28 protein-coding genes and 1 pseudogene are annotated in these 24,170 nt (G+C 39.4%); 16 read left to right on the top strand and 13 right to left on the bottom strand.

From position 1 onward, the window contains the following. Position 1: 1 nt before the first annotated feature. The 7 genes and pseudogenes from hisB (at position 2) to R2Q80_RS02530 (ending at position 5,449) form a co-directional block, all read left to right on the top strand. Positions 2 to 1,135: a bifunctional histidinol-phosphatase/imidazoleglycerol-phosphate dehydratase HisB gene (gene hisB, locus R2Q80_RS02560; RefSeq protein WP_316798074.1), complete on the top strand. Its 1,134-nt coding sequence runs from the start codon at positions 2 to 4 to the stop codon at positions 1,133 to 1,135. 87 nt (positions 1,136 to 1,222) lie between these two features. Then, positions 1,223 to 1,816 carry an imidazole glycerol phosphate synthase subunit HisH gene (hisH, locus tag R2Q80_RS02555; RefSeq protein ID WP_316798073.1) on the top strand — a complete coding sequence of 198 codons (594 nt, stop codon included), beginning with the start codon at positions 1,223 to 1,225 and terminating at the stop codon, positions 1,814 to 1,816. 1 nt (position 1,817) lies between these two features. Further along, positions 1,818 to 2,567, top strand: a complete 750-nt coding sequence (gene hisA, locus R2Q80_RS02550; RefSeq protein ID WP_316798072.1) for a 1-(5-phosphoribosyl)-5-[(5-phosphoribosylamino)methylideneamino]imidazole-4-carboxamide isomerase — start codon at positions 1,818 to 1,820, stop codon at positions 2,565 to 2,567. 58 nt (positions 2,568 to 2,625) lie between these two features. Beyond that, positions 2,626 to 3,015: pseudogene (locus tag R2Q80_RS02545) on the top strand (endonuclease domain-containing protein); the annotation flags it as partial. A gap of 9 nt (positions 3,016 to 3,024) precedes the next feature. Then, positions 3,025 to 3,825 carry an imidazole glycerol phosphate synthase subunit HisF gene (gene hisF / locus R2Q80_RS02540; RefSeq protein ID WP_316798527.1) on the top strand — a complete coding sequence of 267 codons (801 nt, stop codon included), beginning with the start codon at positions 3,025 to 3,027 and terminating at the stop codon, positions 3,823 to 3,825. A gap of 60 nt (positions 3,826 to 3,885) precedes the next feature. Further along, positions 3,886 to 4,488, top strand: a complete 603-nt coding sequence (hisIE, locus tag R2Q80_RS02535) for a bifunctional phosphoribosyl-AMP cyclohydrolase/phosphoribosyl-ATP diphosphatase HisIE (RefSeq protein WP_316798071.1) — start codon at positions 3,886 to 3,888, stop codon at positions 4,486 to 4,488. Between the two features lie 61 nt (positions 4,489 to 4,549). Beyond that, positions 4,550 to 5,449, top strand: coding sequence for a WD40 repeat domain-containing protein (locus R2Q80_RS02530; RefSeq protein WP_316798070.1), 900 nt, complete (start codon positions 4,550 to 4,552; stop codon positions 5,447 to 5,449). 17 nt (positions 5,450 to 5,466) lie between these two features. On the opposite strand, the gene R2Q80_RS02525 is transcribed toward R2Q80_RS02530, so the two are convergent. Then, on the bottom strand, positions 5,467 to 6,252 hold the full coding sequence (locus R2Q80_RS02525; protein ID WP_316798069.1) for a C40 family peptidase: 786 nt from the start codon (positions 6,250 to 6,252) through the stop codon (positions 5,467 to 5,469). 110 nt (positions 6,253 to 6,362) lie between these two features. Between R2Q80_RS02525 and R2Q80_RS02520 the strand changes: the two genes are divergently transcribed. Together R2Q80_RS02520 and R2Q80_RS02515 are read left to right on the top strand one after the other, a co-directional pair. After that, positions 6,363 to 6,812 carry a universal stress protein gene (locus tag R2Q80_RS02520; RefSeq protein WP_316798068.1) on the top strand — a complete coding sequence of 150 codons (450 nt, stop codon included), beginning with the start codon at positions 6,363 to 6,365 and terminating at the stop codon, positions 6,810 to 6,812. A gap of 10 nt (positions 6,813 to 6,822) precedes the next feature. Further along, positions 6,823 to 8,076 (top strand): serine hydrolase domain-containing protein, encoded by a 1,254-nt coding sequence (locus tag R2Q80_RS02515; protein WP_316798067.1) that lies wholly within the window; start codon positions 6,823 to 6,825, stop codon positions 8,074 to 8,076. A 61-nt stretch (positions 8,077 to 8,137) separates the two neighbouring features. On the opposite strand, the gene R2Q80_RS02510 is transcribed toward R2Q80_RS02515, so the two are convergent. Beyond that, on the bottom strand, positions 8,138 to 8,488 hold the full coding sequence (locus R2Q80_RS02510; RefSeq protein ID WP_316798066.1) for a 4Fe-4S dicluster domain-containing protein: 351 nt from the start codon (positions 8,486 to 8,488) through the stop codon (positions 8,138 to 8,140). A gap of 78 nt (positions 8,489 to 8,566) precedes the next feature. Between R2Q80_RS02510 and R2Q80_RS02505 the strand changes: the two genes are divergently transcribed. From R2Q80_RS02505 to R2Q80_RS02480, 6 genes are all read left to right on the top strand, one after another. Next, positions 8,567 to 9,589: an acyl-CoA reductase gene (locus R2Q80_RS02505; protein WP_316798065.1), complete on the top strand. Its 1,023-nt coding sequence runs from the start codon at positions 8,567 to 8,569 to the stop codon at positions 9,587 to 9,589. 69 nt (positions 9,590 to 9,658) lie between these two features. Next, positions 9,659 to 9,862 (top strand): fructose-6-phosphate aldolase, encoded by a 204-nt coding sequence (locus R2Q80_RS02500; protein ID WP_316798064.1) that lies wholly within the window; start codon positions 9,659 to 9,661, stop codon positions 9,860 to 9,862. A gap of 1 nt (position 9,863) precedes the next feature. After that, positions 9,864 to 10,547: a cell division ATP-binding protein FtsE gene (locus R2Q80_RS02495; protein WP_316798063.1), complete on the top strand. Its 684-nt coding sequence runs from the start codon at positions 9,864 to 9,866 to the stop codon at positions 10,545 to 10,547. Positions 10,548 to 10,672: 125 nt separating this feature from the next. Beyond that, a complete protein-coding gene (locus R2Q80_RS02490) occupies positions 10,673 to 11,254 on the top strand; it encodes a nucleotide exchange factor GrpE (RefSeq protein WP_316798062.1) in 582 nt (193 codons plus the stop codon). Between the two features lie 89 nt (positions 11,255 to 11,343). Further along, positions 11,344 to 12,507 (top strand): molecular chaperone DnaJ, encoded by a 1,164-nt coding sequence (dnaJ, locus tag R2Q80_RS02485; protein WP_316798061.1) that lies wholly within the window; start codon positions 11,344 to 11,346, stop codon positions 12,505 to 12,507. A gap of 98 nt (positions 12,508 to 12,605) precedes the next feature. Then, positions 12,606 to 13,520 carry an exopolyphosphatase gene (locus R2Q80_RS02480; protein ID WP_316798060.1) on the top strand — a complete coding sequence of 305 codons (915 nt, stop codon included), beginning with the start codon at positions 12,606 to 12,608 and terminating at the stop codon, positions 13,518 to 13,520. 10 nt (positions 13,521 to 13,530) lie between these two features. On the opposite strand, the gene R2Q80_RS02475 is transcribed toward R2Q80_RS02480, so the two are convergent. The 8 genes from R2Q80_RS02475 to R2Q80_RS02440 form a co-directional block, all read right to left on the bottom strand. After that, a complete protein-coding gene (locus R2Q80_RS02475; protein ID WP_316798059.1) occupies positions 13,531 to 14,094 on the bottom strand; it encodes a Maf family protein in 564 nt (187 codons plus the stop codon). Between the two features lie 77 nt (positions 14,095 to 14,171). Beyond that, positions 14,172 to 14,573, bottom strand: coding sequence for a Spy/CpxP family protein refolding chaperone (locus R2Q80_RS02470; RefSeq protein WP_316798058.1), 402 nt, complete (start codon positions 14,571 to 14,573; stop codon positions 14,172 to 14,174). Positions 14,574 to 14,704: 131 nt separating this feature from the next. Next, complete coding sequence (locus R2Q80_RS02465; RefSeq protein WP_316798057.1) at positions 14,705 to 15,232, bottom strand: HAD hydrolase family protein; 528 nt, start codon at positions 15,230 to 15,232, stop codon at positions 14,705 to 14,707. A 55-nt stretch (positions 15,233 to 15,287) separates the two neighbouring features. Further along, the gene (iscX, locus tag R2Q80_RS02460) at positions 15,288 to 15,533 is read right to left on the bottom strand and encodes a Fe-S cluster assembly protein IscX (protein WP_047797582.1); all 246 of its coding nucleotides are present in this window, start codon (positions 15,531 to 15,533) and stop codon (positions 15,288 to 15,290) included. A gap of 71 nt (positions 15,534 to 15,604) precedes the next feature. Further along, a complete protein-coding gene (locus tag R2Q80_RS02455) occupies positions 15,605 to 15,937 on the bottom strand; it encodes a 2Fe-2S iron-sulfur cluster-binding protein (protein ID WP_316798056.1) in 333 nt (110 codons plus the stop codon). A 39-nt stretch (positions 15,938 to 15,976) separates the two neighbouring features. Further along, positions 15,977 to 16,741, bottom strand: a complete 765-nt coding sequence (locus R2Q80_RS02450; protein WP_316798055.1) for a Rossmann-like and DUF2520 domain-containing protein — start codon at positions 16,739 to 16,741, stop codon at positions 15,977 to 15,979. A gap of 1 nt (position 16,742) precedes the next feature. Further along, positions 16,743 to 19,208 carry a cytochrome c biogenesis protein CcsA gene (gene ccsA / locus R2Q80_RS02445; RefSeq protein WP_316798054.1) on the bottom strand — a complete coding sequence of 822 codons (2,466 nt, stop codon included), beginning with the start codon at positions 19,206 to 19,208 and terminating at the stop codon, positions 16,743 to 16,745. Positions 19,209 to 19,212: 4 nt separating this feature from the next. Beyond that, positions 19,213 to 19,644 carry a cytochrome c maturation protein CcmE gene (locus R2Q80_RS02440; protein ID WP_316798053.1) on the bottom strand — a complete coding sequence of 144 codons (432 nt, stop codon included), beginning with the start codon at positions 19,642 to 19,644 and terminating at the stop codon, positions 19,213 to 19,215. Between the two features lie 323 nt (positions 19,645 to 19,967). On the opposite strand from R2Q80_RS02440, the gene R2Q80_RS02435 reads away from it, so the two are divergent. Then, on the top strand, positions 19,968 to 21,572 hold the full coding sequence (locus tag R2Q80_RS02435) for a Na+/H+ antiporter (RefSeq protein ID WP_316798052.1): 1,605 nt from the start codon (positions 19,968 to 19,970) through the stop codon (positions 21,570 to 21,572). Positions 21,573 to 21,648: 76 nt separating this feature from the next. On the opposite strand, the gene R2Q80_RS02430 is transcribed toward R2Q80_RS02435, so the two are convergent. The 3 genes from R2Q80_RS02430 to ccsA (R2Q80_RS02420) form a co-directional block, all read right to left on the bottom strand. Then, complete coding sequence (locus R2Q80_RS02430) at positions 21,649 to 23,070, bottom strand: Glu/Leu/Phe/Val dehydrogenase (protein WP_316798051.1); 1,422 nt, start codon at positions 23,068 to 23,070, stop codon at positions 21,649 to 21,651. A 132-nt stretch (positions 23,071 to 23,202) separates the two neighbouring features. Continuing rightward, positions 23,203 to 23,421 carry a CcmD family protein gene (locus R2Q80_RS02425; protein ID WP_047797589.1) on the bottom strand — a complete coding sequence of 73 codons (219 nt, stop codon included), beginning with the start codon at positions 23,419 to 23,421 and terminating at the stop codon, positions 23,203 to 23,205. After that, positions 23,421 to 24,083: a cytochrome c biogenesis protein CcsA gene (ccsA, locus tag R2Q80_RS02420; protein ID WP_316798050.1), complete on the bottom strand. Its 663-nt coding sequence runs from the start codon at positions 24,081 to 24,083 to the stop codon at positions 23,421 to 23,423. Before ccsA (R2Q80_RS02420) ends, R2Q80_RS02425 begins: the two co-directional genes overlap by 1 nt. Between the last annotated feature and the right edge of the window lie 87 nt (positions 24,084 to 24,170).

The raw sequence follows: 24,170 nt of genomic DNA, 5'->3' as shown, positions 1-24,170 counted from the left end.
GATGAAAAAAGTACTTTTTATTGACCGCGACGGAACCTTAAATATTGAACCGGACGATGAACAGGTTGACAGTTTTGCGAAGCTAAAATTTTATCCAAGATCACTCTATTATCTTTCGAAAATAGCCAGCGAAATGGATTACGAACTGGTGATGGTAACCAACCAGGATGGACTGGGAACACCTTCGAATCCTGAAGAAAATTTCTGGCCGATCCACAATTTTATGCTTGATACTTTTGCAGGTGAAGGTGTAAATTTCAGTGAGATTATTATCGACAGAACTTTTGCAAAAGACAATGCCCCTACCCGTAAACCAGGCACGGGTTTATTGACGAAATATTTTAGCGAAGAGTATGATCTGAAAAATTCGTACGTCATTGGCGATCGTTTAAACGATGTTGTATTGGCAAAAAATTTAGGGGCGAAAGCCATCTTTCTGCGTCAGAACGATGCCTTAGGTTCGACCGAAGCATTGGACAAACATGAAACTTTGCTGGACATCATTATTCTGGAAACGCAAAAATGGGAAGACATCTATAACTTGCTTAAAGCAGGAAGCAGAAAAATCAATCATGTGCGCAAAACCAATGAAACCGATATCACCATCAATCTTGATTTAGACGGGACAGGGAAAGCAAAAATCGAAACAGGCCTGAACTTTTTCGACCACATGCTCGATCAGATTGCCCGACACGGCAGTGTAGATTTAGAAGTGATCGCAAAAGGAGATCTTCATATCGACGAACATCACACCATTGAAGATACAGGAATTGCGCTTGGGGAAGCATTTGCCAAAGGCTTAGGCAACAAACTCGGTATTGAGCGCTATGGCTTCTGCCTACCAATGGATGATTGCCTTGCTCAAGTAGCGATCGATTTCGGAGGCCGCAACTGGATAGTGTGGGATGCTGAATTTAAACGTGAAAAGGTCGGGGATATGCCAACTGAAATGTTTTATCACTTTTTTAAATCTTTCAGCGATGCGGCAAAATGTAATTTAAACGTTAAAGCCGAAGGCGATAACGAGCACCATAAAATTGAAGCTATTTTTAAAGCCTTTGCAAAAGCGATAAAAATGGCCATTAAACGCGATGCGGAGAAAATGGTGTTGCCGAGCACGAAGGGGATGTTGTAAATTTAAAGCCATTAATGAACACTCGTTTCGATACTCAGCACTTGATACTCGATACTAAACACCTGATACTAAATACTCAATAAACATATGATTGGAATAGTAAATTATGGCGCTGGCAACATCTTTTCCTTAACCGCTGCTTTAGAACGCCTGGGCCTGGAATATGGTATGGTGAATACCGAGGGCGACCTCGAAAAATACTCGCATATTATTATTCCTGGTGTAGGCCATGCCGGCGCAGCCATGGAAAAGCTAAATCAAACAGGTTTAGTCCAGGCAATAAAGGCATTAACCAAGCCCGTTCTGGGTATTTGTGTAGGGATGCAGCTGATCACCGAGCATTCGGAAGAAGGCGATGCGGCCCTTTTGGACATCGTTCCGGTAAAGACTAAAAAATTCGATAAGTCGCTGAATATCAAAATCCCGCACATGGGATGGAACGCCGTGAAGCCGGCAAACAATCTGTTGTTCGATGGTGTTGAAGATAATACACAATTTTACTTCGTTCATTCGTACTTTATTGAATATAACCCTATTTTTGACATCGCATCTGCCGGTTACGGATTGAAATTTTCGGCTGCTGTGCAAAAAGACAACTTTTATGGGGTTCAGTTTCACCCGGAGAAATCGGGGAAAGCTGGCGAACAGATACTAAAAAATTTTTCAAACTTAAGCTTATAAAATGTACATAATTCCTGCTATTGATATTTTGGACGGTAAGGTTGTTCGCCTGCGCGAAGGCGACTATAACCAGAAAACTGAATATGATGTTTCTATTGCCGATATGATTGCGAAATACCAGTCGAACGGTACAGATTTTATCCATATCATTGATTTAAATGGTGCAAAAGGCGATTTCAGCAACCAGAAATCACTATTTGAAATCATTAAAAAAACTGAAATGAAAGTGCAGTACGGCGGCGGAATCCGTACCATTCAGCAGGTTACCAATTTGCTTGATGCCGGGATACACCGTGTTATTGTAGGTACACAGGCCATTACCAATCCTGATTTCTTGCAGCAACTGAGCGAAGCCTTTGCCAAAAAAGATAACTATGCCAACCGCATCGTAATTGCCATTGATGTTTTGGATGAAGTGATTAAGTATTCGGGCTGGATGGAAAGTTCGCCAATCAAACTGATGGATTATGTTGATAAATGCCTTGCATTAGGTTTCTTTAGGTTCTTATGTACCGATATCAGCAAAGATGGAAAATTGGGCGGGGCAGCGGTTGAGTTGTATAAAAAACTGTTGGAGCACTCGCCGATGATTAAGTTAATTGCATCAGGCGGTGTGAGCTCAATGGAAGATATTTATGAGCTGGCAAAATTCCCCATCAGAAGTGTGGTGGTTGGAAAGGCCATTTACGAAGACAGAATCACGATAGAACAAGTGAAGGACTGGAATTTGAAGATGCTGAGTTCGATTTAATTCCCCCCAGCCCCCTAAAGGGGGAGCTTTAGGCGGGGTTGAAATAGCATAATTCAAGATGGAAAATATCATGAATGATGAAGATTTTGACTTTTTAAAAGTTAATAAACCTAATATGTTTTATGGGGCATCGAACATTATTTTCCAATATGCCAAAGAATTAAGAAACAGACTTACAGAGGCTGAAAAACTACTTTGGGAGCATTTAAAAGGAAATAAATTTAGCGTTAAGTTTAGACGCCAACATCCTATTTCTTTTTTCATTGCTGATTTTTATTGCCATGAAGTTAAACTTATAATCGAACTTGATGGCAGTGTTCATAATCTCAAAGAAGTAATCGAAAACGATTTAGAAAGACAAACAGCGATTGAAGCCTTTGGTATAAAGGTACTAAGGTTCAAAAATGAAGAAATTTATAAAAACATAGACATTGTTTTGGAAAAAATAAAAGAAGCCATACAGGCTCAGCGATTTGCAGTTCCCCCTTTAGGGGGCGGAGGGGGGCTTAGTAAAAGAATAATCCCCTGCCTCGACGTTAAAGACGGCCGCACCGTAAAAGGTGTGAACTTTGTTGATTTACGTGACGCAGGCGATCCTGTAGAATTAGCCGCTCAATATGCACAGCAAGGTGCCGATGAGCTGGTTTTCTTAGACATTACCGCTACCCACGAACGTCGGAAAACGATGATTGAAATGGTTAAGGCAGTAGCCCGCCAGTTGAATATTCCCTTTACCATTGGTGGTGGAATAACCGAAATTGCAGATGCTGAAGCCCTTTTGAATGCAGGAGCCGACAAAATCAGCATCAACTCTGCCGCTGTCAGAAATCCTAAATTGATTGAAGAACTGGCCAAAGCCTTTGGTGTACAGTTCGTAGTTCTGGCTGTAGATACCAAGCATGTGGATGGCAGAAATATGGTTCACCTGAATGGTGGGCGATTAATTACCGAACTGGAAACCGAAAACTGGATTAAACAAGCAGAGGATTTAGGCGCAGGAGAAATTCTGCTCACCTCAATGGATCATGACGGTACAAAAGCAGGTTTTGATTGTGGTTTATTAAATAAGGTAAACCAAATGATCAACATTCCCATTATTGCTTCGGGCGGTGCGGGAAGCATGGAGCATTTTACAGAGGTTTTTCAAAAAGCCAACGTTGATGCAGCACTTGCGGCTTCGGTATTTCATTATGGGGAAATCCTGATCCCTGATTTAAAACAGGAATTAAGAAAGAATAATATTCCGGTGAGGATATAAATAAGTCCGGAGTTTGCAGTCCATAGTTATGTGTCTGTTTTTCCGCAATAAAAAAATAAAATGACAATCGATACGAACTCCCTTGATTGGGAAAAAACTGAAGGCTTACTTCCGGTAATTATTCAGGATTACAAAACATTAGAAGTTTTAATGCTAGGCTACATGAATGCTGAGGCTTTAGAGAAAACACAGGCTGATGGCAAAGTGACTTTCTTTTCACGTTCTAAAAACCGACTATGGACTAAAGGAGAAACCAGTAATAACTTCCTCTATGTAAAGGAACTTTTTGTGGATTGCGATAACGACACCATCTTAATCAAGGCTGATGCTGTTGGGCCAACCTGCCACACCGGTAGCCGCAGCTGTTTTAAAACAGATTTCAATCAAAACTTTATTTTCGAACTCGAAAACATCATTACCGATAGGTACGAAAATCCTGTTGAAGGATCTTACATCAATAAGATGCGCAGCAAGGGTTTGAATAAAATCGCTCAAAAGGTTGGCGAGGAAGGTGTAGAAACGGTTATTGCTGCATTAGCAGAAACTGAAGAAGAGTTTATCGGTGAGGCTTCTGACCTGGTTTTCCACCTGTTATTCCTGTTAAAAGAAAAAGGATTATCAATTCAGGATATCGCAAAGAATTTAGAAAGTAGACATAAATAAGATTGACGGTTGCAGGCCAAAGTTCCTCAGCCTTCCAACCATTCAACTTCGGACCCTAGATATGCTTAAACACCTTAAAACACTTTCCGGCCATCAAAACCCTGTTTACGCTTTAGCCAAATCAGATAACGAAACAGCTTTTTTTAGCGCAGGCAACGATAAAGGTATAGTAGAATGGTCGCTTGAAAGCATGGCTTTTGTAAAGGTTAAAATGCCCGTTCAAAGTTCTGTGTATTACCTGCATTATGATAACGATCAGCTTTTCATTGGTGAGCGAAGTGGCGCTTTCAGCGTTTATGACTTGACTGAGGAAAAAGTGGTAGCAAGAATAAATGCACATACAAAACCTATTTTTAATATTCAAACGATAAAAAGCAAAAATGAGCTTTTGACTACCGGCGAAGACGGTACTGTTGCTGTTTGGTCCTTAAACGATTTTACTGAGATTTATCGATTTCAGGCAGCATATGATACCGTAAGAGTAATCGCAGTATCACCTGATGAAACTGAAGTTGCTTTTGGATGTAAAGACCATCTAATTAAAATCTACAACCTGGAAGACTACAGTTTAAAGCAAAACCTTGACGGACATACCTTACCCCTTACAGCGCTGGCCTATCATCCGGCAGGAAAATATTTGATCTCAGGTTCCCGCGATGCGCAATTAAAAATCTGGAATCTGCCCACTTATGAGCTATTACAGACTATCCCGGCGCATATGTTCACAGTATATAATATCGCTTTTCATCCAACCCTACCCTATTTTGCCACCAGCAGCCAGGACAAAAGTATTAAAATCTGGGATGCAGAAAATTTTAAGCTATACAAAATCCTGAGCCTGGAAAAATCAGGAACCGGACATACGCATTCTATCAACAAAATGATATGGAGCAATGATGGAAGGTATTTAATCTCTACCGGAGACGACAGGCAGGTAATGGTTTGGGAAATGGAAGAATAATATCATTATTTCCTTCATCAATCCACAAACCGCTTAATAATTCTCAGCTTATGCGTATATTTCCCTAGCTCTTTATTAAAAATTCCCTGATCATCAATCGGGTCTATCTTTACTTTGGCTGATGAATGGATAATTTCATTGGGGCTTAACATAATTCCAACATGGGTAATTTTACCATCTTCATTATCAAAAAAAGCTACATCTCCGGATTTTACTTCCGCTAGAAATCCAACCAGTTCTCCTTGCTCTGCCTGCTGTGAAGCATCACGATTGAGTTTTATGTTGAACATTTTAAAAACGGTTTGAACAAAACCTGAGCAATCCATGCCAAACAGATGCCTGCCACCCCATAAATAAGGAACGTTTAAGAAAAATTTAGCAGTAGATGCAAGGTCTGTTTTAAAATCGGATACTGTCGTATCGAAGGGTTCGAAATTCAGCTTAAACTTTTCAGCGCCTGCATAGCAATAGCCATCAGTAAGATTTGGTAGATTACTTCCGGGGCTTAGATAATATAAACTGCCATCGGCTGAAGTCAACACATTATTAAAACCTAACGGGGCAAGCTGTTTCTGATTTTCAACTTCAACAAACTGCTGGTAAGTAATGCCAGCCAGTTGCCTGAAATCCATCCAGCCTTCATAACTGTCATAGCCATTTTTCACCAGCCACCATCTTTCTTCTTTTGCAATAATCTCCACATGGTCACCAAATAACAATTGCGAAACAATCTCCGCCTTGTCTGATGGTTCAGCCCTTAAAGGAGCTACTGCAATTCTACAAATACCGTATTGATTTTCCATTTAATGATGTCCGTGAAAGATTTGGTAAAACTAACAAATTACATCTATTGCCTAACATTTTGATATGAAATTTGTTATTTTTATGATGTAAACATTTAAAGCTGCCCGTTATGAATTTTAAGAGAATATTAATTGCTGTCGACAATAGTACCTGCTCTGAAAAAGCGGCGAAAGCGGGTTACGATATGGCCGGAAAGTTTGGTGCCGAGGTAGCATTGGTCAATATTATCGAGCCTGTACCCGCAAATGTAAATCCTGATTTAACACTTGCCCCGGTATTTTTAGAAACTTATGATAATAGTGAGGAAAACAGTCATATTCTCCTGAAGGAAATAGAAACTAAATTTGGGAACGGAATAACAACCACCTACTTAAGTGTGGTAGATACAGCCGCTCATGGTATTATCCAGCAATCTGACGAGTGGGGATCGGATTTAATTGTTATCGGAACCTACGGAAGAAGCGGACTCTATCATTTCCTGATGGGTAGCGTGGCAGAGCATGTAGCGCGGAAATCTGCTTGTCCTGTTTTAATTATCCCAAATAAATGTGATGTTTGACCCTTAAGTGATGAAAAAGCACTTCTACCTTCGGCTAATATCTCTTTTATTGATTTTTAATGTTTCCTATGCTCAAAATAAGGATTCGAGAACCGCTCTATCGCAGAAAGGCCTTAGCAAAATAGATGTGCTATTTAAGCAATATTTAGATAGCGGATGGATCAAAGGTATTACAGCTAACATAATTTATAAAGGAAATACGGTATACAACAAAGCATTCGGCAGTCAGGTCGACCGGCCTTTTAAAACGGATGATATTTTAAGAATTGCCTCGCAAACGAAAGCAGTGACTTGTGTCGCAGTGATGATGTTATTCGATCAGGGCAAGTTTATACTCGACGATCCAATTTCAAGATTTATTCCCGCTTTTAAAAACCCAAAGGTTTTAGATAAATTTAATAAAAAGGATACAACTTACACTACCAGGCCTGCAAAAAGGGAAATTACCATTCGGGATTTACTCACACACACGTCAGGACTGGGTTATGCTCAGATTGGATCGCCGGAGATGAATGCGATTTATGCAAAAGCAGGGATTGAAGCCGGCTTTGTCATCAAAAAGAAAACACTGGAAACCGACATCGATAAACTGGGAACACTTCCACTTGCTCTGCAACCCGGAGAGAAATGGCAATATAGTTTAAGTATGGATGTTTTAGGCCGGTTGGTAGAAGTTGTGTCAGGCTTAAATCTGGACCAATATTTTAAAGAGAAGATCTTTACGCCGCTGGGAATGAACGATACTTATTTTGCCCTACCAAGAGAAAAGCAATTCCGGCTGGCAACAGTGTATACCGAAGATCCTATTACCAAAACTGTCAAGCCCTGGAAAGACGGTACTTTCCCTGGTGCTACCATTAATTACCCGATAAATGGTAACGGATATTTCGCAGGTGGAGCCGGCCTGGTTTCAACTTCAAGAGATTACGGAAAATTCCTGCAAATGCTATTGAATAACGGCGAATTGAATGGCAAAAGAATACTCACTAAACGGAGTGTAGCGTTAATGACTATGAATCAGCTCGGGAAAATCCCTTTCAGCGAAAACTATTTTGGGCTGGGGTTTGAAATTATTTCCGAAAAAGGAAGCAGGAAGCTTGGCCAAAGCGCTGGTTCTTATGGATGGGGAGGCTTTTTTGGCTCCACTTATTGGGTTGATCCACAAAAAAAGATTGTTGCCCAGATCTATATCCAGCAATGGCCATTTACCCATGGCCAACTTTCTGATCAGTTTAAATCCTTGATATATCAGGCAATAAAATAGTTAAGTAAATAAAAAAGTCCCGGCAATGCCGGGACTTTTAATTTTTATATCTTTCAGATTACTAACCTTCCTGGTGTAACCATGCTTTCTTAGCCAATAATTCTTCTTCCGTCTCGCGAATATCCTCATCGTCAACACAACAATCTACCGGACACACTGCAGCACATTGAGGCTCATCATGGAAACCCTTACATTCTGTACATTTATCTGAAACAATGTAATAAACTTCATCGGATACCGCTTCCTGAGTGGCATCAGCTTCAATTTGTTGATTACCAAAATCTATAGTACCTTCTAAATTTGTTCCGTCAGAGAAACGCCATGCAGTACCGGCATCGTAAATTGCATTATTAGGGCATTCTGGTTCACAGGCCCCACAATTTATACACTCATCTGTTATTTTAATTGCCATGTCTTCTTCTAATTCTTTTGCTTAGTTTACCTTTGCGATGCAAATATAAGATATAATCAATTAATAATAATTCTAAATATGTCAGCATTAACTCAAGATAAAGTAATTATTGCATTTAAAGCACTTGGGCAAAAGCTCACAAACCCCACTGACATACTAGGAAATGCATTTTATAGTGCCCAAAACAGCAATACATGGTTCACACCAGAAAACATAAAAAAATCAATTTTATCATTTGCCGAAATGTTGAATTCAGCTGATATTGATTTCTGGTTCAGCAACATCACCTTCAGTCAATCTCCAAAAAAAGTGGGCTTAATCCTGGCTGGTAACATTCCGATGGTTGGTTTTCACGATGTATTATGCGTCCTCGCAACAGGTAATACTGCGCTAATTAAATTGTCTTCTTCAGATGATAAGCTAATTAAAGCGGTAATTGCTGAATTAATGAGCATAGAACCATTGATATCAGAGCGAATTCACTACGTAGAAAGATTGAAAGATTTTGATGCAGTGATTGCCACAGGAAGCAACAACTCATCACGATATTTTGATTTTTACTTCAGCAAAGTCCCTCATATCATCAGAAAAAACAGAAATAGTGTAGCGGTGCTAGACGGATCAGAAACAAAGGAGGAAATTGGACGACTTGGAAACGATATATTCGATTATTTTGGTCTCGGATGTAGAAACGTATCAAAGGTTTACCTTCCAAAAAATTATGATGTCGCCAGCTTATATGAGGGAATTGAAATTTTCCTTCCGGTTATTAACCACTTCAAATACCAGAATAACTACGATTACAACAAGTCCATTTATCTGGTTAATGGCGCTAAACATTTCGACAATGGCTTTCTATTGCTGAAAGAAGATGACAGTATGGCTTCCCCCCTAGCTGTTTTATTCTATGAAGAATATGAAAATATTGATGAAGTTAACCTTAAACTTAAATCCCTTGAAAACCAGATTCAATGCGTGGTTTCAAAAATAGATCTGGATTTAAAAACATTCACTTTTGGAGAGAGTCAGCACCCCAGACTTTGGGACTATGCTGATAATGTGAATACAGTTACCTTTTTAGGTAGCTTGACCAGTTTATAGTCTGGTTGGAAGGTATAAAAAGAAATTCTACCTTTCGCTTATCGATCGGAAATGCTATTTTTGAACACAATGTATATCGTTAAAGTAAAAGGCATAGCCAAAATACCTGATTATGTTCAGTTAAGGGATGACAAGTTTACACTGCTCGCTTATTTCAGGGTAGACAGACCCGACAAATCACTCGAAAAACTGGGATTGGCAGATAAGCAAGATTACATAATGGAAATGGTTAAGGATTTGCCTTTTGGGGAAATCAAAAAATTAGAAATATAAAATGGCAGGAAACGCAGTAATTCATTTAAGCAATGTTGATGTATTTCAACAGAAACACTTAGTACTCTCAAACGTTAATTTACATATCGAGAAAGATGAATTTATATTTCTAATCGGTCAGACAGGTTCAGGTAAAAGTAGTTTACTTAAAATATTATATGGCGATTTACACATCGGTAATGGTGAAGGTAATATTGCCGGATTTGATCTTAAAAACTTAAAAGAAAATCAGGTTCCCTTCTTACGCCGTAAATTGGGCGTGGTATTTCAGGATTTCCAGTTGCTTACCGATCGTACCATAGAGAAAAATCTGGAATTCGTTTTAAGAGCAACAGGCTGGAAGGACGAGAAGCTGATCAGTGAACGCATCAAAGATGTTCTGGATAAAGTTGGACTGCGTTCTAAAATCAAAAAAATGCCTCATGAAATCTCCGGTGGTGAACAACAAAGAATTGTAATCGCAAGGGCACTGTTGAATGATCCGGAAATCATACTGGCCGATGAACCAACTGGTAATCTGGATCCGGAAACATCTGAGGAAATTGTGACCCTGTTGAAGCAGATCAGTCAGAATGGTACTGCAGTGCTGATGGCTACGCACGATTATCACATCATCCGTACCTTTCCATCACGAATCATTAAATGTGAAAACGGTGCCGTTTTAGAAGGCGGCCAAATCGTATAAAACGCTGACATCCGTCAGTCAATCAGCCAATCTGTACAGATAACTCCAAATAAATCTGACAGCTTGGCTGATTTTGCTTTATGGCAAAATAGTTGATCATCCCACAAAAAATTCAGCCTCCTGTTATGTTTAATAAGAAGAAAAATAACGATCAAGAAGAAAATATAATGAACACTGAAAATGCATCAGAAAATCCTGCTGAAAATGTAGAAAATACTGATACAACTGCTAACGAAACAGAACAAGCTCCTGAATTATCAGCAGAAGAGAAATTACAGGCAGAAGTTCAACAACTAAACGACAAATATCTACGCCTTTATGCAGAGTTTGACAATTATAAACGCCGTACCCAAAAGGAACGTGTTGAGCTATTGCAAACTGCAGGTAAAGATGTAATCGTTTCTCTTCTTCCGGTATTAGATGACTTCGACCGCGCTTTAAAGGCAATGGAAACCGCAGCAGATGTTGCACCGGTTAAAGAAGGTATTTTATTGGTAAGCAATAAATTAAAGAACACCTTATCGCAAAAAGGTCTTAAAGATGTTGAAAGTATCAATCAGCCTTTCAACACTGATTTCCATGAAGCCATCACCAATATCCCTGCACCTAATGAAGCGCTTAAAGGAAAGGTAATTGATGAAGTAGAAAAAGGTTATACTTTAAATGATAATGTAATTCGCTTTGCTAAAGTTGTAGTTGGAGCATAAATTAATTTTGAATGAGAGAATTTTGAATGATAGAATATTAACCCCATTCATTCACTCAATCATTCAGTCATTCAATCATTAAAATAAAGATGAGTAAAAGAGATTACTACGACGTATTAGGCGTTACCAAAAGTTCTTCTGCAGAAGAAATCAAGAAAGCGTATCGCAAAATGGCGATAAAATATCACCCTGATAAAAATCCTGGTGATAAGGCAGCAGAAGATCAATTCAAAGAAGCTGCAGAAGCTTATGAAATTCTAAGCAATCCGGAGAAAAAACAGCGTTACGACCAGTTTGGTCATGCAGGTGTAGGCGGAAGTGCCTCGGGTGGCTATGGTGGCGGTAACATGAACATGGACGACATCTTCAGTAATTTCGGAGATATCTTCGGTGGCCATAACCCATTTGAAAGTTTCTTTGGCGGCGGCGGCGGTGGCCAGCAACGTGGCGGCCGACGGGTAGCTAAAGGATCTAATCTTCGTATAAAAGTAAAATTAACCTTAGAAGAAATCGCCCATGGTGCAGAGAAAAAAATCAAGGTTAACAAATTAATCGTATGTAAAACATGTGATGGATCTGGTGCAAAAGACAAATCATCAGTAAGCACTTGTGGTACATGCGGTGGTAGCGGCCAGGTACGAAGAGTAACCAATACCATACTAGGCCAGATGCAAACCGCATCTACCTGCCCTACCTGTAATGGTAGCGGCCAGCAAATCACAGCCAAATGTAACGTATGTCATGGCGATGGAGTTGTTCGTGGTGAAGAAACCATTACCATTAATATTCCAGCTGGTGTAAGTGAAGGAATGCAATTGAGCATGAGTGGAAAAGGAAATGCTGCACCTAACGGTGGTATTCCAGGAGATTTGATTATTCTAATCGAAGAAACTGCCCACGAAACGCTTAAACGCGAAGGAAATAATATTGTTTACGATTTACATTTAAGCTTCGTTGATGCGGCTCTGGGAATGAGTATTGAGGTACCAACTATCGATGGTAAAGCAAAGATCAAAATCGAGCCGGGTACACAAAGCGGAAAACTATTACGTTTGAAAGGTAAAGGTTTGCCGGAGGTTAATTCTTATCATCGTGGTGATGAAATTATCCATATTAATATCTGGACCCCTAAGGCGTTGAGCAGTGAAGAACGTACTGCTTTAGAGAAATTACGCGAATCGCCGAATTTCAAACCACAGCCAGGAAAAAATGATAAAAGCTTTTTCGAAAGAATGAAAGAATATTTTGAGTAATTATTTAAATATAAATGGAAACCGGTGTCAAAAGCACCGGTTTTTTTGTTTACACCTATTTCTGGTTACCTTAGTAGCCATTCAAATTGTAAACTACTATGCGTGTTGCTGCTATTGACTTAGGAACGAATACATTTCATTTAATTATTGTTGAAATTAAAGATTCCATATTTAAGGTGCTTTACAAAACCAACCAGGCTGTAAAACTCGGCGAAGGAAGAATCAACGAAAACATCATCGTCCCAGCAGCTTTTGAGAGAGGGGTAAATTGTCTCAAGGTCTTTAATGAAAGAATCGAAGCATATAACGTCGATATTGTGAAAGCCACGGCAACATCTGCAGTACGAAGTGCAAATAACGGGCAGGAATTTATTGATGCAGCGAAAGCTAATGCCAATATCCGTATTGAAGCAATAACCGGCGATGAAGAAGCAACGTTGATTTATGGAGGCGTAAAGCTGAGTGGCGCCATTGATAGTAAATCACTCATCATGGATATCGGTGGCGGAAGCGTAGAGTTAATTTTGTGCGACGAGCGGCAAATATTCTGGAAGAAAAGTTATAACATAGGTGCCGCGCGCCTGATGCAGCAGTTTTTCAAATCCAATCCAATCTCTGATAATGAAAAAAACAATATACTTGATCACATTGAAAATCAACTCACAGATTTATTCAATATCTGCGAAGCCCATCAGCCCGAAACCCTTATCGGATCAGCTGGTGCATTCGAAACCTTTGCTGAACTGATAGAAGCTAAACATCACCGCAGGATAGAGGTATCAAAAATCAAAAACCACACTTTTAACTATGGTGATTATATCGAAATAAGTAAAGATATTATCAAATCAACGCATCAGCAACGTTCAGACATGAAGGGAATGATACCCCTGCGCGTAGATATGATTGTGATGGCCACATTAATTACGAATTGCGTATTAGACCGGCTGCAGATTGTTAATTTAAAGCTTTCTACCTACGATTTAAAGATGGGAATCATTGCGTTATACCTTTGATATCAATCCTTTAACCTATTGTTGAAAGAACCTTATATAACTTTTCGGTTGGTAATCCCATTACATTGGTGTACGACCCTTCTATCCTTTCAACGACAGTATTCCCCCACCAATCCTGTACACCATAACTACCAGCCTTGTCAAAGGGCTCATAATGGTCGATATAGAAGTCAATTTCCGCTTCACTGACCGTTCGGCAATGTACTACGGTCCGATCGTAAAAAGAATTTAAATGTCCGTCCTGAATTACAGTTACTCCCGTAAACACCTCATGTGTCTGACCAGAAAGCATTCTTAGCATTTCCTGAGCATGTGCTTTGTCGCGCGGTTTACCTAAAATCTCACCGCCAATGGCTACAATAGTATCGGCTGTAATTACAATCTCCTCAACAGCTTCAAAAGCCATTGCTTTCTGTTCTGATATGTAAACTGCTATTTCTGCCGGGCTTAGGTTTTCAGGGTAGCTTTCATCTACATCTTTAAGCACTACTTCAAAATTTAATCCCATTAAGGATAAAAGTTCTTGCCGGCGTGGCGACTTCGAAGCTAATATAATTGACAAGTGTTTCAACATAATATTTAATATGCCCCTAAAATAATAAAAGCGGCCGATAAGCCGCTTTAATTATTATTATTCCTAAACTAAAAAGCTTAGTTATTTCCACCACCCTGACGCTCTTTCATGCGTTTCTCCATTTCAGCACGTTGCTCATCCTGCCAGGTTTTATAAGTTTTTTTCTGATCTTCGGTTAATAGAGCAGTTATTTTCAATTCACTTTCCGCACGCATTTTCTGAACTTTCTCTCTCATTGCATCGCGGTCGCCATCCTTACCTTCTTCACGCATTTTCTTCATCGTTTCCGCCTGCTCGGTATAAATAGCTGTCAGCTTAGTTTTCTGGTCATCACTCAGTTTAAGTTTTTCATCCAGTTGCTTAACCCTCTCTTCAGGCTTCATCATCATACCACCTCTTCCAGGGCCGCCACCTTGCTGCGCATTTGCAAAAGTTACTACAGAGAATAACAATGCACAAATCATCATTAATTTTTTCATGTTGTTTTTGTTTTGAAATTTAGACTGATTGGAGTCATAATAAGATTGAAAGTTTAACAGTAAAAACGCAACTTAACTGTTACACTCAACAACCCTATACACAAAGAAAATAATAATGATTGAAAAAGAATTTAAACCCCGGAATCGACGGCATTGGGATGTTCGTCGTGCCATCTTCCCTGAACCTTCATCACCTTCTCAATGATATCACGTACAGCGGTCTTTCCACCAGCGTAAGGTGAAATAAATACAGAAACTGCCTTGATTTCTTCGACTGCATCTGCAGGGCAGGTAGGCAACCCCACAAGCCTCATTACTTTTAAATCCGGAATATCATCGCCCATGTAAAGCACCTCGGCAGCATTAATGTTTTTATCAGCTAAATACTGTCTAAAAACAGCCACTTTATCTCCAGTACCTAAAAACACATCTGAAATACCAAGATTAGAAAAGCGCCTTCCCATCGCAACCCCATCGCCCCCGGAAATGATGCAGAGGTTATAGCCTTTTTTTACCGCAAGCTGCATAGCGTAACCATCCTTAATATTAAAAGTGCGAAGCGATTGGCCATTATCAGTTACCTGAACAGATCCATCTGTCAATACACCATCAACATCAAAAATAAATGTAGTAATATCTTTGAGCTTTTCTAGAAACATGAGCAGTTATAAAAAAAGGAAGGACTGTTGTTAAACAGCCCGTTCAAATCCGAAATCAGTCTTGATTATCTCTCCACTCGTACACCCAGGCAGATTGAATTTGCTCCAGATGACCTTCATTACTTTCTTCGCGGGTTCCTTTAAAGTTAGGCAAGGTCAAAACCCATTCTAATAAGTCGGTAAAACGAATGCGGTAAATTTTAGTTTCGCCAAATTCGTCTCCGAATTTTTCATATAAAGACATTGCGATGTCTTCATAATCATTCCAGTAAAATGGTAAGGCAAATTTATCGTTGTTCATGTTTGTTTTGTGTAAAGTTGAATGTTTGTTTAATGTGATTTTCCGATTAAAGGATGTAGCAAATGACTTATTTAGTGTCCCATAAATCCAGACTGATCCGGAATGGTCACTTCAATATCGCCATCAATTACGATACATTGGCAACCTAATCTCGAAGTAATTCTCGGACGAACAGCCCTGTCTATAAAATCCTCTTCCTTGTCTGAAATCTCCTGAATGCTATCCATTCCCTTGGTTACATATACGTGGCATGTACTGCAACCGCAAACACCCCCGCAGTTATGCTGAAGATCAACACCATTATCAAGGCAAACATCTAAAACAGACTCTCCCGCAGCAATAGGCAATTCTATCGATTCGTGATCTGCTTCTTCAAAATTTATTTTTAATTTAAAAATGCTCATAATATAATGCAAAAGTAATAAGCAAAAGCGGCACTTACGCTATTTATGTATTAATTTAATGCTATTGCTTAAGGTTTGATAAATTTCCTGCAGATGAGGAAGGTTATTTAGCATACTTAAATGCTTGTTTACAGTACTTTCATCCTTGCGTACAGATGGACCAGTCTGCATATCCAAAGGCATATTTACCATCACTTTATCGGCTGTTTCCCTGATCAATGGCCTCATGATATCAAAATCAAGTCCGCTTTGTTGTAGAACTTCTGCTGCTAATGCATAAAGATGATTTGGAAAATTACAGGCAAAAACTGCAGAAAGATGCAACACCTTTCTTTTTTCACCATTTAACTGGTAAACCCGGCTGCTTAATCGCTCGGCTAATGTAATTAGAATGCCCAAGTCATCATCACTGCTACTCTCCAAACAAAGGGGAACATCGTCCAATGAAACCAATCGGCTTTTTGAAAACGTTTGTAAAGGATAAAATACCCCTACCCTTTTTAAATGCCCTGCCAAAGATTTAATATCAGTAGTTCCAGAGGTATGAACTACCAACCCGCTAACTTCAGTAAGCGATTGCGCAACTTGTTCTATTGCATCATCCTTAACAGAAATGATATATAAATCGGTATCACGAACAACTTCAGATAAATTGGATATGCCTTCCGCTCCGACTTGTTTAGCCAAAAAAACGGCATGCTCGATGTTTGGACTGTAAACCTGCAATAACCTTTCACCAGCATTCTTCAAAGCTTTGGCTAAACTTGTTGCAACATTTCCCGAACCGAGTAATACAATATCCATTCTACGCTAGTTTAGCTTCTTTTCTTCTTCTAAAAATGGAAAGTAAAAAGCCAACAACCATCACAATTGTACCTGCCCAGTAAAGGTTAATAAATGGAAATTCTATCGCTTTGAAAACTACCCAATCCTTAGCTTGCTGTGGCTTTTCAAAAATCTGAAGCTCCACTTTTTTCTCGTCAGGTAAAACTCTGGAAAAACGGAATTTTAAATCCAGTTCGTCAACTTTCCGCGCAAAATCAAAAGTATTGTTTCCCTTAATTAAGAACATCGGTTCAGCCTGATAAACTTTGCCTGCCGAGTTAATTTCCAATGGTAATCCCACAGCATAGTCGCCTTGGGCCAGAACTAAATCTTTAGCTTCAGGCTTATTGTTTAATGCTTTTACGGTTACTACACCGCTGGAAGTATGAATGGTGTCTCCTGCAGAAACTTTTACAATGCGGGGTTCTTTGTAGTTCTCATCGTCAGAATGCCCTTCATGATCGTCATGCGATGCCGTTTTTATGGCCGCGCTGGTGATATGCGTGTACACATCATATGTTAAATAATGTTTCGTATCAGGCGAAGCAATTAAACCCATTTTTTCGTTGTCCTGAACGTGTGGATGTAAATCGAAGTCTTCTTTTACCTTACCTTCTTTATCTACAATCTTAAAATTAAGCGTGTAAATGGTATTTGGTGCTACAGTCGTATCAGTAGTATAAGTAACGGTGTATTTACCCATTTGCTTAGGTTCGTTCTTATACAACATAATGTTTTCTCCTGGCTTTTCAGTTTTCTCGAAATCTTTAACTGGAATAAAGTTATTGGCATTGATAGAAATCGGTTTATTAGTAGCTGCGGAAATTAACGCACCTAATATTAGAAAAGCAAAGCCAATGTGTGCAATTGCCGACCCTGCAAGCTTAACCTTTCCACCAAAAGCCTGATATAAAACAGCAGCATTTGAAAGCACTGCAAATAAACAGCTGAAAGTAATCAGAATATACATGGTGTTCGTATATACATCGGCCACATACACCAATCCTGCAGTTAGTACAATTGAAAACAATACCACAGAAACCAAGCTGCTGTAAAACTTGCGTGGATCTGTACGTTTATATTTCAAATACTGAGAGAAACCTGATATAAGGGTGATTAATACAGCAAATGGTGCTTGCCATTGATTATAATATTTTACAGCATCAATAGGCGGAGAAAAGTTTGTTCCGAAGGCTTTATTGAACACTGGTACCGATGTGGAGAAAATAACCTGAATACAGGCAATGGTAACCACTAAGGCACCAATGAACATCCAGAATTCACGGGAATAAGTTTCCTCATCTTTCGTTGTAATCGGCAATTCTTTCCAACGCCAGATGATCAACCCAATAGCCAGAATAGCAAAAACCACATTGTATAGGATAAGATGCCCGAACATCCCCATATCGGTAAACGAGTGGACAGATGTATCACCCAAAATCCCGCTTCTGGTTAAAAATGATGCATACAGTACCAGTAAGAAACTTAAAAAAACTAGCGCAATAGCCGTAAAGTAGGCGTGACCCGTATTTTTGTAAGCAATCATCACATGCACAGCTCCGATTAATGTCAACCATGGAATTAATGATGCATTTTCAACAGGATCCCATGCCCAGAAACCACCAAAGTTAAGCGCTTCATAAGCCCAGAAAGAACCCATAATAATGCCTGTACCCAAAACCATTACGGCAAAAAGCGTCCACGGCATAGCTGGTTTAATCCATTCTTTATATCTTCTTTGCCACAAACCCGCAACTGCATATGCAAACGGAACCACCATACTGGCAAAACCAAGAAATAAGGTAGGCGGGTGAATCACCATCCAATAGTTTTGCAGCAACGGATTCAATCCCCTGCCGTCGGTAATAAACTTTAGATAGTTGGCAAAGTTCTCCGGATTGGCAAAAACTACAGGTGCCATCGACTTCAAATCAAGAGATTCTCTTAATAGAATGAATGGGGAACTGCCAATACGTTCGCCAAAAATCTCAACACCCAAAAGCATTGAAGTTAGAAAAACCTGAGAAAAAGCAACTACGGTCATTACCGGACGTTCCCATGTCCTGGCCTTCCAGATCAACAGCGCACCTAAAAACGACTGCCAGAAAGCCCAAAGCCAAAAACTTCCCTCCTGACCTTCCCAAAAAGCAGAAATGATAAAGTAAACAGGCAACTGTTTTGAGGAGTGCCAGTAAACATAACTATATTCATTATAATGGCCTAAAACAAGATAGAAAAGAATGGCACCAATACCAATAATACTGGCCCAGTTTACCAGAAATCCAATTCGGCCAAGGTTCCTCCAGGAATTATCATTTAAGTTTTTTTCGCGACTGGCGTAGAAATACGCAATGGCTGATAATAATGATGCGCTAAACGCCAGCACAATAAAAAACTGCCCGATTTTACCCGGCAACAGGTTTTCGCCTATAAATTGAATGTCCATTAAATTAATTATATTTTTCGCCGTATTTGCCCACTGTATCCACCTTACCATCTTTGTTAATCTCAACCAGATTATCATTATATTTAGATGGGCATTTCATTAATATTTTAGACGCATAGAATTTATCCTTATCCATTTTTCCGATAAGCACCAGCTTTTCTGATTTTTCAAAATCCTGAGGCTTCGTTCCCTTATATACAACTTCCCGAACTTCACCTTTTTCATCCTTCATATGGAAAGCAAAATGATTGGCATCTTTCGCGGCATCATAATAGGCACCCATAGATTTTACCCAGTAACCCATAACATGCTCTTCTTTCTGAGAAGCAGCGGCCTCTTTAAAATTAGAATACGTGTCAGTATTTGCGTTTAAACTAAAAAGAATTCCAACAGAAATCGCAATGGTAATCAGACCAATTATCGCACTTTTTTTCATTTTATATGTTATTGTAAAAGCTGGCAACAAAGATAGAAAAATAGCCTTAGCAAGCATTCTTTTACATTTTTCGTGTCGTTATATTGACAATTACCTGATAGTTGAGCTTAACAAATTAAGTTGCATCACCCTATTTATCTACGTTCTTAAATAGAGCGGGAAAATACAGTTTTACAGTCCTTAAAAACGAATGGATTAAATCACCTCAAACCATATGTGCTTGGATCCTGGCATAACAATGTGGCAGAATTGCATATTTCATTTCTGTTTTACAAATAATATCCATTTTTTTGTTACTATTAGTATACCAAACAAAATTCTACATGCTACACGACAATCTCGTCCTTATCCTTGTTCTTCTGCTAGGCGTAACCCTTCTGGTGATGTTGGGCCAGAAAATAAAGATTTCATACCCTATATTTCTGGTGATGGCTGGTCTACTTATTGGCTTTATTCCCGGTATGCCACAGATTAAAATCGATCCAAACATCGTTTTCTTGTTATTCCTGCCACCCCTGCTATATGAAGCAGCGTGGTTTACCTCATGGAAAGATTTCTGGGAATATAAAGGCGCCATTTTTCTTATGGCAGTAGGATTAGTTTTCATTACATCTGTAGCTGTAGCCTATGCATCCGTAGCATTTATACCAGGATTTACCCTCGCTCTTGGCTTCCTTCTGGGCGGGATCATTTCCCCTCCCGACGCCGTAGCTGCTGCAGCAGTTTTAAAAGGATTAAAAATCCCAAAGGCAGTCAGCTCCCTGTTAGAGGGAGAAAGTCTGGTAAACGACGCATCCAGTTTAATCGTGTTCAAGTTTGCTCTGGCAACTGTTGCTACAGGTAGCTTCGTACTTCACGAAGCGGCGGTAAGTTTCATCTCAGTTGCAGGATTGGGTATCGTAATCGGTTTGGCAATTGGAGGAATATTCTATTGCATCCACAGATGGCTGCCTACCAATGAAAATATCGATACCGTACTCACATTACTTACCCCATATTTTATGTATGTAGTAGCAGAACATTTCGAAGCATCGGGTGTAATGGCTGTAGTATCGGGGGGATTATTACTCTCCAGTCAGTCGCATGTAATCCTGACCCCAAATTCCCGGATCAAAACGGTTTCAGTGTGGTCGGCACTCACTTTCATGCTTAATGGTGTGGTATTCATCCTTATCGGATTGGCCCTGCCTGATATTGTACACGGCCTGGGTCCGGATTATCCAATGATGACTGCAGTAGGTTATGGTGTAGGGATTAGCCTCCTTGCCCTTGTTGTACGGTTTATCTGGCTGTTTTCAACAGCTAACATCACCAAGGTTTTTAACAAAAAAACTCGCGTCAGGTATCAGGATTTAACCTGGCATTCCTCCCTTGTAATCGTTTATGCAGGTATGAGAGGTGTGGTATCGCTCGCAGCTGCCCTATCCATTCCGGTTATGATTTCTGAACAGATTCCATTTCCGTTAAGAAACCTCATCCTGTTTATCACATTTGTAGTAATTTTTGTAACACTTGTTTTGCAAGGCCTTACACTACCGTTCTTCATTAAATTACTAAAAATACCTGAAGCCAAACACAAATTATCTGAATCAGAACAAAGCAACCAGATTAAATTAAAACTGCTGGATCTCTCACTGGAAAAACTGCAGTCAGACTATCAGCACCAGTGTACGCACAACGAATTGATGGTAAATTTAAAAGCCGAACTTCAGCATTCATTAGTAGAAAAGAAAGATACAATACAGGCCTACAAGCGTGGAGATATTGATAAAGAAGACTTAAGTGCCTATAAAAAGATTGTGCTAGAGCTGATTGAGATCCAGAGAAATGAGCTTCATCATCTTAAACACAACAAAAATTACGACGATGAGATTATCAGAAAAGAAGAATGGCGACTTGATCTGGAAGAGTTGGGGATAACAACATAACCACCTCTATATATAAAAAATCCCTGCAAATGAGTAATCTGCAGGGATTTTTCGTTTTAACTTTTAGCCTTTGTTATTAAGGCCAAACACCCAAATTCATATAAGAAACTGCAATTTTATCAATCGAATTAACAAAAGCAGCAGTTCTTAGGGTCTGCGTACCCGGCTTATTTTTCAAAGTTTCACGAATTTCATGGTAAGAATGAATCATCGTATCCTCTAACCCCGAATTTACCAGTTCCATTTCCGAAGCGCCCTTAACAATCATTAACCTGTGCTCAGGAAGAATGGTTTTTCCTGTTAAATTCTCTAATGTTGCAATTAAGTTCGCATTTGAATTAGCTGCATAACGGTTCTCCATACGGCCGAATGCCACGTGTGAAAGGTTCTTCAACCACTCGAAATAAGATACAGTAACACCACCGGCATTGCAATACATATCAGGAATAATGATACCACCCATTTCAGTGAAAATAGCTTCAGCTTCTGGAGTTGTTGGTCCGTTTGCACCTTCAGCAATTATTTTTGCTTTAATATTACGGATATTACTTTCAGTAAACTGATTTTCCAATGCTGCTGGAACAATGATATCACAATCCTGCTCTAAGCCTTCCATTGAATTTTTAAAATCAGTTGCTCCGGGAAATCCTAAAATTGAACCTGTATTTTTGCGGTGTGCAAAAACTTCGTCTACATTTAAACCGTTAGCATTGTAAATTGCACCTTCAAATTCACATAAACCAACAATAGTTGCGCCGAATTCTGCAAGGAACTTTGCAGAGTGGTACCCTACATTACCTAGCCCCTGAACAATAACACGTTTATCACCTAAACCGGCTTTCAAACCAATTTTAGCCATATCTTCAGCAACCTCTACACATTCGCGCACAGCATAAGCTACACCACGACCAGTAGCCTCTTTACGGCCGCGGATACCGTGCAACGCAATTGGCTTACCGGTAACACAACCCAGAGCATCTAACTGACCAGGATTCATAGTCATATAAGTATCAGCAATCCAGCTCATCTCACGCTCACCCGAACCATAATCTGGTGCAGGAACATCAATACCAGGACCAATAAAATTTTTCTTGATTAATTCTGTGGTATAACGGCGGGTGATGGTTTCTAATTCCGCCACACTGTATTGCTTCGTGTTAATTTTGATACCACCTTTTGCACCACCAAAAGGAACGTTTACTATCGCACACTTGTAAGTCATTAAAGCTGCAAGCGCCATCACCTCATCTTCATTCACCATTTCGCTGTAGCGAATACCACCTTTGGTTGGACTCATATGATGCGAGTGCTCTACACGCCATGCATCGATAACTTCAAAACCGTTTCCTCTGCGAATTGGGAATTGGAAACGATAAACACTATTACACGCTTTAATCTGGTTCAATAAACCTTCCGGATGATTGGTAAATTGAGCCGCACTGTCAAAGTTTTTGCATACGTCAGCAAAAAACTTGTTCTCGTCTGCTAGATTAGCCATTTTTTATTTTTATGAATTAAGTATGGTGCAAAATTGCCTAAAAAAAATGCATATATCCAAATGGAAAAACACTTAGTGTAAAGCGCACACCAATAGAAAATGTTTTAAAAAATGGCTCTGAACAGTTTAAAGTTAGTTTTTAGGAAAGTTATCTTTTTCTATTTTTTTTAATCTTTTATCGATCGAGAAAAGATAGGCAAGCAAACCAACAAGAATGATAACAATACACGTTACCACAACGTAAATTTTACCATCGCTACGCAGCTTATCGGCCATTTCTACACCATTGTCCTGCGCAAACAATTGCAAACCGGCAAGCATTAATATGAGTGAAAATAATATCTTTTTCATTAGTTGTGTTGTTGTTTATTTTCTATTGAACGTAGTCTGAATCGGATAGTGTAAACCCAATACCCTATTAATATCCAGCCTAAACATGCCGGATAAAATACCATCCGCATGCGGCTATCTAAATCGTAACTGTTAAATCCCGGATTACCGCCATTGCCCGGATGGAGCGAATCTTTTAAACGTGGCAAAACGAAAAGTAAAACGACCATCATCGGAAACGCAAAAATATTGTAAATGGCAGAAATCTTTGCCCTTTTTTGTTCCTCATCTATCGCATTGCGAAGGATTAAGTAAGCGAAATATAATAAAACTGAAATGGCTGCGAAATTCTGTTTCGGATCAAAACTCCAGAACTGTCCCCAGGTATATTTAGCCCAGATTGCACCGGTAATCAGCCCCAGAAGGCCAAAAATAATCCCCGCGTTCACACTTTCCACCGCTTTGATATCATCAATTTCACTTTTTGAACTCAAAGATTTAATACTATAAAATACAGAAATCGAAAACAATACAATCATAGCAAACCACATCGGAACGTGAAAATACAGGTTCCTGATTGACTCATTTAAAATTGGCAAACGTGGCACCCCAAGCAACAAACCTGCAATTGCAGTATAAATCACCAGTACCGAACCTAAAATTTTCCACCAGGTTTTATTCATATGTTATATTTAATTTTAATGAATGGATTTTAAATGAGTGAATATTACTAGCATGATGAATACTCAATCATTCACTAATTCTATCAC

This window comes from Pedobacter frigidisoli (assembly GCF_032678525.1).
Classification (GTDB): domain Bacteria; phylum Bacteroidota; class Bacteroidia; order Sphingobacteriales; family Sphingobacteriaceae; genus Pedobacter; species Pedobacter frigidisoli_A.
Note: the sequence above shows the minus strand (reverse complement) of the source record. Positions and strands in the feature narration are given on the sequence as shown.

Bases quoted from the DNA above. Each gene is read 5' to 3' on its own strand.
- R2Q80_RS02530 (WP_316798070.1), top strand. From the start codon at position 4,550: ATGCTTAAACACCTTAAAACACTTTCCGGCCATCAAAACCCTGTTTAC.
- R2Q80_RS02455 (WP_316798056.1), bottom strand. From the start codon at position 15,937: ATGAGCATTTTTAAATTAAAAATAAATTTTGAAGAAGCAGATCACGAA.
- hisB (WP_316798074.1), top strand. From the start codon at position 2: ATGAAAAAAGTACTTTTTATTGACCGCGACGGAACCTTAAATATTGAA.
- ccsA (WP_316798054.1), bottom strand. From the start codon at position 19,208: ATGGACATTCAATTTATAGGCGAAAACCTGTTGCCGGGTAAAATCGGG.
- iscX (WP_047797582.1), bottom strand. From the start codon at position 15,533: ATGAACAACGATAAATTTGCCTTACCATTTTACTGGAATGATTATGAA.
- R2Q80_RS02480 (WP_316798060.1), top strand. From the start codon at position 12,606: ATGCGTGTTGCTGCTATTGACTTAGGAACGAATACATTTCATTTAATT.
- R2Q80_RS02520 (WP_316798068.1), top strand. From the start codon at position 6,363: ATGAATTTTAAGAGAATATTAATTGCTGTCGACAATAGTACCTGCTCT.
- hisH (WP_316798073.1), top strand. From the start codon at position 1,223: ATGATTGGAATAGTAAATTATGGCGCTGGCAACATCTTTTCCTTAACC.
- hisIE (WP_316798071.1), top strand. From the start codon at position 3,886: ATGACAATCGATACGAACTCCCTTGATTGGGAAAAAACTGAAGGCTTA.
- R2Q80_RS02490 (WP_316798062.1), top strand. From the start codon at position 10,673: ATGTTTAATAAGAAGAAAAATAACGATCAAGAAGAAAATATAATGAAC.
- R2Q80_RS02500 (WP_316798064.1), top strand. From the start codon at position 9,659: ATGTATATCGTTAAAGTAAAAGGCATAGCCAAAATACCTGATTATGTT.
- R2Q80_RS02525 (WP_316798069.1), bottom strand. From the start codon at position 6,252: ATGGAAAATCAATACGGTATTTGTAGAATTGCAGTAGCTCCTTTAAGG.
- R2Q80_RS02450 (WP_316798055.1), bottom strand. From the start codon at position 16,741: ATGGATATTGTATTACTCGGTTCGGGAAATGTTGCAACAAGTTTAGCC.
- R2Q80_RS02505 (WP_316798065.1), top strand. From the start codon at position 8,567: ATGTCAGCATTAACTCAAGATAAAGTAATTATTGCATTTAAAGCACTT.
- R2Q80_RS02440 (WP_316798053.1), bottom strand. From the start codon at position 19,644: ATGAAAAAAAGTGCGATAATTGGTCTGATTACCATTGCGATTTCTGTT.
- R2Q80_RS02495 (WP_316798063.1), top strand. From the start codon at position 9,864: ATGGCAGGAAACGCAGTAATTCATTTAAGCAATGTTGATGTATTTCAA.
- R2Q80_RS02470 (WP_316798058.1), bottom strand. From the start codon at position 14,573: ATGAAAAAATTAATGATGATTTGTGCATTGTTATTCTCTGTAGTAACT.
- dnaJ (WP_316798061.1), top strand. From the start codon at position 11,344: ATGAGTAAAAGAGATTACTACGACGTATTAGGCGTTACCAAAAGTTCT.
- R2Q80_RS02435 (WP_316798052.1), top strand. From the start codon at position 19,968: ATGCTACACGACAATCTCGTCCTTATCCTTGTTCTTCTGCTAGGCGTA.
- R2Q80_RS02515 (WP_316798067.1), top strand. From the start codon at position 6,823: ATGAAAAAGCACTTCTACCTTCGGCTAATATCTCTTTTATTGATTTTT.
- hisA (WP_316798072.1), top strand. From the start codon at position 1,818: ATGTACATAATTCCTGCTATTGATATTTTGGACGGTAAGGTTGTTCGC.
- R2Q80_RS02475 (WP_316798059.1), bottom strand. From the start codon at position 14,094: ATGTTGAAACACTTGTCAATTATATTAGCTTCGAAGTCGCCACGCCGG.
- R2Q80_RS02430 (WP_316798051.1), bottom strand. From the start codon at position 23,070: ATGGCTAATCTAGCAGACGAGAACAAGTTTTTTGCTGACGTATGCAAA.
- R2Q80_RS02465 (WP_316798057.1), bottom strand. From the start codon at position 15,232: ATGTTTCTAGAAAAGCTCAAAGATATTACTACATTTATTTTTGATGTT.
- R2Q80_RS02425 (WP_047797589.1), bottom strand. From the start codon at position 23,421: ATGAAAAAGATATTATTTTCACTCATATTAATGCTTGCCGGTTTGCAA.
- ccsA (WP_316798050.1), bottom strand. From the start codon at position 24,083: ATGAATAAAACCTGGTGGAAAATTTTAGGTTCGGTACTGGTGATTTAT.
- R2Q80_RS02510 (WP_316798066.1), bottom strand. From the start codon at position 8,488: ATGGCAATTAAAATAACAGATGAGTGTATAAATTGTGGGGCCTGTGAA.